General features: G+C 61.8%; 2 protein-coding genes. Both read left to right on the forward strand.

Features of this window, described 5'->3' with window-relative positions; all coding sequences use genetic code 11:
• Positions 1 to 241: 241 nt before the first annotated feature.
• Positions 242 to 1,132, forward strand: coding sequence for an ATP-dependent sacrificial sulfur transferase LarE (gene larE, locus NW841_RS05875; protein WP_414385787.1), 891 nt, complete (start codon positions 242 to 244; stop codon positions 1,130 to 1,132).
• An 84-nt stretch (positions 1,133 to 1,216) separates the two neighbouring features.
• Positions 1,217 to 2,946 (forward strand): DUF3769 domain-containing protein (locus NW841_RS05880; RefSeq protein WP_414385789.1); only part of this gene is annotated, 1,730 nt, incomplete at its 3' end.

Here is a 2,946-nt window from a genome sequence, read left to right on the forward strand (position 1 = left end):
GTATCTCAGGTCTCTCCCGTAGCTCATAGCAATCGGCTTAGGTACCTAATATCGAAACTGGGCAGCGGGATATCCTTCGGTGAGAGATTCCGCACCTCATCTTCGGGGAAGCTTTGGAAAGGCAGGAGACTCTGGGAAACAATGGGAGAGGGAATCCCGCTCACAACTGGTTCTTCTCCGCTTGGACGGAGTCCTCGCTGTTTTCCCCCTTGCCCCAAATCTCACCGCATCTGCCGGCCATATGAACATAGCCCCAGACCCAACTGCCCCGCTTGCCCCTGCCGACTCCTTGCCGGAGCTGGATCCCGTCCTGCAACGCAAGTTCCACCAGCTTGTCCAAATCTTCGCCGAGATGGGGCGGGTCTTGGTGGCCTACTCAGGCGGGGTCGATAGCAGCCTGGTGGCCAAACTGGCCTGGGATCAGGTGGGGGAGCAGGCCCTGGCCGTCACCGCCGCTTCCCCGGCGCTGTTGCCTGAAGATCTGGAGGAGGCCATCCGGCAAGCCCAATACATCGGCATTCGCCACCAGATCGTCGAGACTCACGAGTTGCAGGATCCCCGCTACGCCGCCAACCCCGCCAACCGCTGCTACTTCTGCAAAAGCCACTTGCACGACACCCTGCGCCAGGTGGCTAAAACTCAGGGATACGACCACGTGGCAGATGGCCTTAACGCCGACGATCTGGCCGACTATCGACCGGGAGCGCAGGCGGCCCGAGAGCGCGGCGTGCGTTCTCCCTTGGCAGAGGTGGGGATGAGCAAGCTGGAGGTGCGGCAACTCTCTCGCCACCTGGGTCTGCCCTGGTGGAATAAACCGGCCCAGCCCTGCCTCAGCTCCCGCTTTCCCTATGGCGAGGCAATCACCGCCGAGAAGCTGCGGCGGGTGGGATTGGCAGAGCGCTATCTGCGCAGCTTGGGCTGGGAGCAGGTGCGCGTGCGCTCTGAGAAAGATACTGCCCGCATCGAACTGCCCCCTCATCAAATCGTGGAATTTGTGCAAAAAACCGATCTGGCAGCGCTGGTCAAGGCCCTGCAATCTTTTGGTTATCTCTACGTCAGTCTCGATTTGGAGGGCTACCGCAGCGGCAAGCTCAACCGCGCCCTCAACCCTGCCCCGCCAACAACGGGCTGAGCCAGCCTAGGGGCTTGGGCTGAAGTTTTGTGCCAGGTTTAGGGGAATATGAAAGGGTTTTGGTGGCTCTGGCTTTGCTTGGGGGTGTTTGGTCTGGCAACGGCTGCTCCTGCCTCAGCCCAGAAAGGCCGGGTGGCAGCTGCTCCGCCGGGGGATACGACTGACGCCCTTGCGGAGCGCACGTTACGGCTGCGCTCGGATCGCCAAACGTTCGACCAGCGGGCGCAGGTTTTCCTGGCCGAGGGCAACGTGGAGATGCGTCTGGGCCGCTCTGTGCTGCGGGCAGATCGCTTGCGCATCGAGCTGCAACAGCGGCGAGCGGTGGCCGAGGGCAACGTTTCCATCGAGTTGGATCAGCAGCGCATCCAGGGATCCCGGCTGGAATACGACTTTGGGCGGGAGCAGGGCTTTTTGGAAGAGGCCTTCGGGCAGGTGGATATTGGCCAGTTGCAGGCCAGCGGCTCTCCGGCGGCGGCCCTCTCGCCGCAGCGGCTGGTGCGCTTTCGCGCCGTTCGCATCCGCTTCGATGCCAACAACTGGGAAGGAGAGCAGGTGCGGCTGACCAATGACCCTCTCGATCCGCCAGAGCTGGAGATCCGCAGCCCGCGGGCGACCTCTACCTTGCAGGCGGATGGTTCCAGCCTGTTGATTGCCGAAGCTGGCCAACTGGTTTTCGACCAGGTCTTGTTTCTGCCCCTGCCCATTCGGCTGCGCTTTGACTCATTGAACCGTCAGCCTCCGGTCAGCATTTTCTACGATGACTTCGACCGGGAAGAGCTGCGGCGCGGCCTGATCCTGCAGGCCAACTTCGAGCTGCTGCAGGATCCCCATCTCAGCCTGGTGCTCTCCCCACAACTGTATCCGCAACGCCTTTGGGGCAGCGATCAAGGGATCCGCGATGGGATCGGGCTGCGGGCTGATTTTCGTTGGCGGCAACCGGAAGCCAATGCCCAAACCTCGCTGTTTGCCGAGCTGCGCGGGATCGTCTTCGAGGAGTTTGCCCGGCGCTTGCGGGCTCAGGTCGAACACCGCGTTACCACCGGCAACGGCGGCCAAGTCACCTACACCTATGCGTATCAGGAGCGTTTTTTCAGCGGGCGGCTGGGGTTCCAGATTGTGGAGAATCGCCTTGGTGCCAGCTACAGCTCGCCCACCCTCCGCCTCGGCAACACTGGCTTGGATTTCAGCTACCGCATAGCCGCCGACTACATCGACGCCCTGGGACAACTCGGCAACATCGACACCGATCCCGATCTGGCCTTGGCCAAGACCACCGAGCGCATCCAGCTCGCCCGACTGCAACTGGGGGCAGCCCTAACTCGTTCTTTTCCCCTCTGGCGACCCCCTAAGACGGCGTCGGATCCGCCGCCCCGCTTTTCCGCTTTGCCCATCGAACAGGGAATCTGGCTCAACACCGGCGTCAGCAGCAGCCAGTCGTTTTACTCCAATGGGCGCACCCAAAGCTATACTGCCGGCAGCATCGGCCTCGACGCGGTGATCGGGGCTTTTGCGGCCAATACCTTCGACTACACCAACCTGAGGGTGACCTACTCCAACGGTTTTTTGGCCGGAGCCTCGCCGTTTTTGTTTGACCGCATCACCACGCGGGAGCAGCTTGTTTTGGGCTTTTTACAGCAACTGTATGGTCCGTTGCGGGTAGGGGCAGAGACGACGGTGGATCTGCAGTCAGGCCAGCAGGTGGACATCACCTACCGCCTGGGTTACGACCGCCGCACCTATGGATTTAGCTTGCAATACAATCCGGTGCGCCAGTCAGGGGCTCTGGAGCTGCGGGTGGAGGGCCTGAACTGGGA

This window comes from Synechococcus sp. H60.3 (genome assembly GCF_047462295.1).
Classification (GTDB): Bacteria; Cyanobacteriota; Cyanobacteriia; order Thermostichales; family Thermostichaceae; genus Thermostichus.

Excerpts from the sequence above, each read along its gene's own strand:
- larE (WP_414385787.1), top strand. The coding sequence starts at position 242 with ATGAACATAGCCCCAGACCCAACTGCCCCGCTTGCCCCTGCCGACTCC.